This window comes from Pseudomonas fluorescens, from assembly GCF_002022275.1.
Taxonomy (GTDB): Bacteria; Pseudomonadota; Gammaproteobacteria; order Pseudomonadales; family Pseudomonadaceae; genus Aquipseudomonas; species Aquipseudomonas fluorescens_AJ.
This window is the reverse complement of record NZ_MSDF01000052.1, coordinates 344275-351132: the sequence shown is the minus strand read 5'-3', so window position 1 is coordinate 351132 and position 6858 is coordinate 344275. Positions and strand designations below refer to the sequence as shown.

The following is a 6858-nucleotide window of genomic DNA, read 5'->3' as shown; positions in this document are numbered from 1 at the left end:
CAAGCCTGCTTGCCACAGGGACTGCTTTCACCTTAATAGCTCAGCGCGCCTTTTATTGGTGCGTCAGCCGAGCACGCGAATGGGCGCCTTGGCTGCCCAAGCCTGAATGTCTTCAATCATCTGCTGATAAAACTGCCGGTAATTCTGCTCGCTCACATACCCCACATGCGGCGTGGCCAGCACATTCGGCAAGCGGCGGAACGGGTGATCGACCGGAAGCGGTTCCTCGCCATACACATCCAGTGCAGCCCCCGCCAGACGTCCGGCAGAAAGGGCCTCCACCAGCGCCTGCTCATCCACAATCGGCCCGCGCGCGGTGTTTACCAGCCGCGCCGTCGGCTTCATCCAGCTCAGCGCCTCGGCATCGACCAAGCCTCGGCTACGCTCGCTGAGCACCAGGTGCACCGTCAGAACGTCGGCCTGCTCAAACAACTCTTTCTTGCTGACCCAGGTCACGCCCGACTCCGCCGCGCGCTCGGGCGTGAGGTTCTCACTCCAGGCGATGACCCGCATGCCAAACACCTTGGCAAACTGCGCCACCTTCTGACCAATGCTGCCCAGCCCGAGAATGCCCAGGGTTTTGCCATACAGGTCGCCGCCCAGGCCAACCTGCCAGTTGCCGGCGCGCAGGGAATTGGCTTCGGCCAGCAGGTTGCGGGTGGAGGCCATGATCAATGCCCAGGTCAGCTCCGGTGCCGCGTGTTTATAGCTGTCGGTGCCACACACCTGGATGCCCAGCGCCTTGGCGGCAGCGATGTCGACGGCCGCATTGCGCATGCCGCCGGTCACCAGCAGTTTCAGGTTTGGCAGGCTCTGCAACAACGCCTTGTCAAAGGCCGAGCGTTCGCGCATCACGCAAATCACGTCGAACCCCTGCAATCGTTCGGCCATCGTGGCGTTATCCGCCGGGTAATCATGAAGGAAATGCACCTGGCCCACAGCGGCCAGGGCCGACCAATCCACCACGCCACTGGCCACATTCTGCCAATCATCAATGACTGCAATCTGTACCGACATTCACGAGTGCCTCTAAAAAGGTTGGATTAAAGGGCGTTCAAACCCTGCAACAGCGCTGTATGAAACCGGGCCGGTTCTTCCATCTGCGGTGCATGCCCCAAGCCCGGGAACTCCACGAGGGTGGCATGGGGGATCAGCTTGGCGACTTGCTTGCCGAGCACGTCGTAGTGACCGAGCCTGGCCTTGACCGCAGGCGGTGCGATATCGCTGCCGATGGCAGTGATGTCGGACGTACCGATCAGCAGCAGGGTGGGCATCTGCAAGTCCTTGAACTCGTAGTACACCGGCTGGGTGAAGATCATGTCGTAAATCAGGGCCGAGTTCCATGCGACTTGGGTATGCCCCGGGCCCTTGTTCAGCCCGGCGAGCATGTCGACCCATCGGTCGTACTCAGGCTTCCAGCGCCCCACATAATAGGTGTTGAGTTCATATTGACGAATGCCTTCGGCGCTGAGCTTGAGCTCGCGTTCATACCACTGGTCAACACTGCGATAGGGCACGCCCAAGGCCTTCCAGTCTTCCAGGCCAATGGGGTTCACCAGCGCCAGTTGCTCGGTTTGCGCGGGGTAGAGCAATGCATACCGGGTCGCAAGCATGCCGCCGGTGGAGTGGCCGACGATCGTGGCCTTCTGAATGCCGAGTTTCTCCAGCAACTGATGCGTGTTCATCGCCAGTTGCTGGAAGCTGTATTGGTAGTGATCCGGCTTGCTGGAGGTGCAAAAACCGATCTGATCCGGCGCAATCACTCGGTAACCTGCGTCGCTAAGGGCTTTGATGGATGCATCCCACGTGGCGCCGCAGAAGTTTTTGCCGTGCATCAACACTACACTGCGGCCGTTGGCTTTGCCGGTGGCCGCGACGTCCATATAGCCCATTTGCAGGGCTTTGCCTTGGGACTGGAAGTTGAAATGTTCGACGGGGTAGGGGTATTGGAAGCCTTGGAGTTCGGGGCCGTAGGCGGGACTCTTGGTTGCAGCAAGCGTTGGCGCGGCGCCTGCGATAAGCAGACTGGCAATTAAGAAAGATCGAGCTACAGGCATGAGTAATCTCCGAGAAAGGTCACTCGGACACTATTGTTGGGCGATTAAGAGCAGATTAATTTCAGTACCTTAGAAAGTGCAACGCGCGGGCGAGTTGGGCGACGGGACAGATCCCGGTTTCGGGGAACTGTCCCGCTTAGGGCCTGTAATCGATCAAGTTAAGCGGACGATATCCACCCAGCAGTTGTAAAGGTAGCTGTTTTTTGCGTTCTGATAGTTGCTTATTGTAACTTGCTGTGGTCCGTTTGCTGAGGGTGTGAAATTATGAATAAGTGTCATCCAGGGGAGACCAGTATAGGTGACTGTGTACGGATTCAGAACAAACTTGTTACCCACCCCAATAGCGATTACAGGTGGCGGGGCTGTTAAACCGCCAACATTCCAGACCGGATACCTTATTTGATAGGTGTGCGCGGTGTTAAAGTTGAGCGTTGTGGAAAGTAACGTGCCAGCATTTGTTGCGTTAGGGTTGCTAAACAATAGTATTCCCCCACTTAAAAATTTCACCCCTGCACCAGCGTTTCCGATGCTCCATGGAGCGGTGCCGTTAACAAAGGTCTGAAATCTGTACACGAAGGAATCCGTATTAAAATATGAAACGGCGTGAGACGCAACGCCCCTAGATTCAGTTGGGTCAGCATCAAAAGTAACGACGTACTGAATCACGGTCAACGTATTTAAGCCGTACGCTAAAATATCACTGCGTGGGACTGAATGAACAAAGCCATTTGCGGCTTCCGCTACGCTGATCACACGATTGACTACATAACGTGTACCCCCTGTTCCAGAAAGTTTTACGAATATCCGTTGTCCTGCTTTGGCAAGAGGCCACGGCGAGATTCTCAGCGTCACTGGCCCCGAAAAGGTATTTCTATCCAGCGCAGTGCCGCTGGCTTGGCCGTTAAGTGTGGGCAAGGAAAGGTTGGCTGGCGGAATTGCACTTATCCTCACTGTTTGTTCTGCAGAGGTGGTAATTTTAGTGCCGCGCTGTACTGTATATTTTAACCGTATAGTGGTGTTTACACTGTTGTGCTGTACTTGAAGGGGGGCAAAATTGAATGGCACCGGGCCTGTGGCCGAGCCATTCAGCACCAGTGAAACAAACGAGCCATTTTGGTGATACCACGTCAGGGTGATCAGGTCAGTTTTAAGCATGCCCGGGTAGGCCGCATTGACCAGAACATTACTTGCCAGATTCAAAGCGGGGACTGTCACCGACGGTCCAGTACTTGATCCCGCAACAAGTGTGGGGTGCGGTAAGGTGGAAGGCAATGTTTTGACAGTATAGTTGCGGGTAGGGAATTCCAGTGCTGTAGTGATAGCGGACGATTCGGTGAAATTAACCCAAAGCCGCAACGATATATTGCTGCCTTCTTTGGCGGTCTTCAGCTCATCCACCGGCGTGGGCAGGACCAATCCGTTGGTGACTTGACTTTGGGTAACTGGTTCGGCGGTAAGAATGTTCTGAACTGATTCCGTGCCATCACTTTTAATGAAAGCCATCTTCAACGTTACTTTTTGATTTTTGTGTATCAAATCCCAAGGCTCGACAACTATCTGGCTTTTCGGTGTCAGCGCATAAGTCTCCAGCATCGCGCCATTTTCCAGCCCGTCAATGCTCGCTGATACACGGGGCTGATGAGGCAGAAGATCAATTTCCAATACGTCGGATTTGTACTCGGATAGTCCACGATTAAAGGTATACCCTACTTTGAGCCTGTTGCCTTCTGGCCTAAGCGCTTTTGCAACATACTGAGCCGGGACTACCACACTCACTTCGTTAGTGACTGGATTTCCAGCTACCGACGTTTCGTAATCACTGACGCCATACGCGCCTTTAAAAAAAACCTTAAATCTGTCGGTGGCCCGCATGGGCGTTACGCGGATTACAACCGTGGCACCCTGGATCGCGGCGCGCGGCTCAAGTGTCGTTTGGATGGTGCCAGCTTCTGGCACGAACGGGATCTGCAGTTTCACTGCTGGGCCGACAGTAACGTTGGTTAACTTAGAGCGCTGGACGCTGTTACCACTGATCACGCTATATCCCAGGCTAAAGCTGCTGCCGAGATTCTTGCTTATGATCGCCTCAGGGATCAAATTTTCTAGCTGCGGTAACGTGAGGCCTTCGGTCGCCGTGGTGATATTGAAAGTAGTCGAAAACGACCCGCCCGCCTTTTGCCCTATCAAGGCCAAGGCGACCGTGTCACCCTTCTTTGTGAGTGGATAAGGGATTGTTACCGTTGCGTTTCGACCGGCTTGCTGAGAAGGATCGAAGTTTCCATCTTCAACGCCCGCTAAATACGGCGCGTCCAACTCTTCATTTCGCCCGTCAACTACTATGATTCGTTCATCTGACACGAAGGGTGGGGCGCCCGTGCCGGTGTTGACGCTGTAAAATAGCGTAACCGGCCCGTTATGTGCGAACTTGGCAAGCGCTTTCTGGGGAATGGTGCGATCCCCTCCGGGCGCTCCTGCCAGTTGCAGTTGGGTAAATACTTCTAGCCCACCGCCGGGCTTTTCCTGTTGGGCCTCCAAAGTTTCCAGATATTCCGGTTTATGAGGCGTATACACAGGTATGTGAACGGTGAGATCCAACGCCGATGAAACCAGTCCCGCCTCTTCAGGGCTGACAGTCGCCGCCGGCAGCACCGCTGCTTGACCTGTTACGAAGATGACGGTGGTGCCGGACACACCTATGACGAGCCCGTTGAAGTCGTACGACTCGAAGCTTAGGCGAACAAACCCACTCGGTACTGTTGCAAAAACGCTGTAGTTGATTGGGATTGACTCGTGACCTCGGTTTAGGTCGATGACGGGTTCCAGTCGCTTGGTTTCAACTTCAACGCCCTGTGCATTGGTTGTTTTTACAACGACTACAATCTTATTCCGTCTGGCTGGCGCAGGTGCAGGTGACTTGCGATCGGGTTCGACCTCCAACACAATGGTGGCCATTTTGCTTTCGGTCAGATTGAGTTGCCTGGTTTCCTCATCGTTCACATATAAGAATGGGGTTGGAAGCAGGCCACTGCGTAAGTCAGTTTCTATCAAGATGGGCTCAGAGTATATATATTCATCCTTAGGGCCTTCCCCCATTACATTTTTCACCGTAAACGCGAGGCCCACCTTACCCAGCTGATTACCTTTAGTGATAACTTCAGGGGGGATAAGTATATCGATAGCCTCGGCCCCCTCGGCCTGTTCCGGGCTTATAATGTGCTGAATCAATACGCCATCATAGAAGACTCGCACCCGGTCGTTTTTGCGGATAAACAGATATTGCTCAATCGTGATATAAAAACCGGTTTTAGCAATCGTCTTATCGATGATCGTATTATGCGGCAAATCGCGGAGTTTCATTACAAAGTTGCTGTGATATTTCTCAAACGGCCTTACATCCCGGCCTCCGGGTGCATTTCTCAACGTCAGCATAGGCACAGGCTCTGAGCGGCTTTCATTCTGACTGGCAACTCTCACGACCCGGCCGAACATGTTGAACAGGCCTTCCACCATAAGTTCGGAAGGGACTCTCAAGGGGTAATGGTCTTTATTAATGTCGTCAACTATAGCGTTGGCCACCGGGCTATCATGATCGAAGGTACGCATGCCAAAGTAATCGCCTATTCTTAACCCTACCCAAGCCGTAAACCAAAAAATTGCATAGGGCTCTACATGAGCGTTGCCCAAACCGAATTTGGCTTCTTCCGGATATTTTTCGTTTTCCAACGGAATTGGAGGACGGCCTGAAAATGGGGGAATAAGATCGTCATCGATAGGGGCGGACATATCTATCACCTTGCTGGGTTGGTGTGCGCAGAGTTGGCGCGACGGGCAAGGTGAATAAGGCGCTTGGACCAATAGCTGTATCTACTGTCAGAATTGACAGTGCCGACGGACGGTCGGGCAGATTATTCGCTTACCATTGCTCGCATCGTCACCAACACCAGGACGGCGTACCGAAAGCCCTTGGCCAGCGTCACGATCAGCAAAAACCGCCACAACGGCTCACGCATCACCCCTGCCACCAACGTCAGCGGGTCACCAATAATCGGCACCCAGCTCAACAGCAACGTCCAATGCCCCCAGCGCTCGTAATGGCCGCGGGCTTTGTCGAGCTGCCGCACGCTGACAGGAAACCAGCGCCGCTCCTTGAACCGGTCAACCCAACGCCCCAGCCACCAATTGACCACCGAGCCGAGCACATTGCCCAGCGTCGCAATGCCCAGCAGCCACCACAGGCTGTAATGCCCGCTGAGCAACAGCCCGACCAGCACGGCTTCTGATTGCAGGGGCAGCAGGGTGGCAGCGCCGAATGCCGCGAGAAACAGCCCCAGGTAACCCGCCAGCATTTATTCAGCGCGCCGGGTAGTCGGCCACGACCACGTCCTTGCCGTCGCGCGTCAGGCCGATCACCTGATAGGCATCGCTGCGGCCTTCCACTTCCATGCCCGGCGAACCCATTGGCATGCCCGGCGCGGCGATGCCGAGCAGGTCATCACGCTTGCGCAAGGCCAGCACTTGCTCGGCTGGCACATGGCCTTCGACGAATTTGCCGTCGATCACGGCGGTGTGGCAGGAACCCAGGCGTGGCGCGACGCCGAGGCGCTGTTTGACCGCGCTCATGTCGGCTTCCACGTGATCATTGACCTTGAAGCCGTTGCTTTCCAGATGGCTGATCCGTTTTTTGCAGCAACCGCAATTGGCATCGCGGTGCACGTCGATGGGGATCAGGTCGGCGGCCTGGGCGAGGGTGGTGGTGAACAGGGCGGTGAGCAGGGCCAGTCGCAATGGGGTTTTCATGGTA

Annotated in this window: 5 protein-coding genes; all 5 read right to left on the bottom strand. The window is 54.9% G+C overall.

Translation table 11 applies throughout. The features are described from left to right. Positions 1-63: 63 nt before the first annotated feature. Positions 64-1017: a D-2-hydroxyacid dehydrogenase family protein gene (locus tag BFW87_RS26695; RefSeq protein ID WP_078742691.1), complete on the bottom strand. Its 954-nt coding sequence runs from the start codon at positions 1015-1017 to the stop codon at positions 64-66. Between the two features lie 26 nt (positions 1018-1043). Further along, the gene (locus BFW87_RS26690; protein ID WP_078742690.1) at positions 1044-2057 is read right to left on the bottom strand and encodes an alpha/beta fold hydrolase; all 1014 of its coding nucleotides are present in this window, start codon (positions 2055-2057) and stop codon (positions 1044-1046) included. A 153-nt stretch (positions 2058-2210) separates the two neighbouring features. Continuing rightward, positions 2211-5840: a hypothetical protein gene (locus BFW87_RS26685; protein WP_078742689.1), complete on the bottom strand. Its 3630-nt coding sequence runs from the start codon at positions 5838-5840 to the stop codon at positions 2211-2213. A 122-nt stretch (positions 5841-5962) separates the two neighbouring features. Further along, the gene (locus BFW87_RS26680; protein ID WP_078742688.1) at positions 5963-6403 is read right to left on the bottom strand and encodes a YqaA family protein; all 441 of its coding nucleotides are present in this window, start codon (positions 6401-6403) and stop codon (positions 5963-5965) included. Positions 6404-6407: 4 nt separating this feature from the next. Continuing rightward, positions 6408-6854 (bottom strand): DUF411 domain-containing protein, encoded by a 447-nt coding sequence (locus tag BFW87_RS26675; protein WP_078742687.1) that lies wholly within the window; start codon positions 6852-6854, stop codon positions 6408-6410. Positions 6855-6858: the final 4 nt, after the last annotated feature.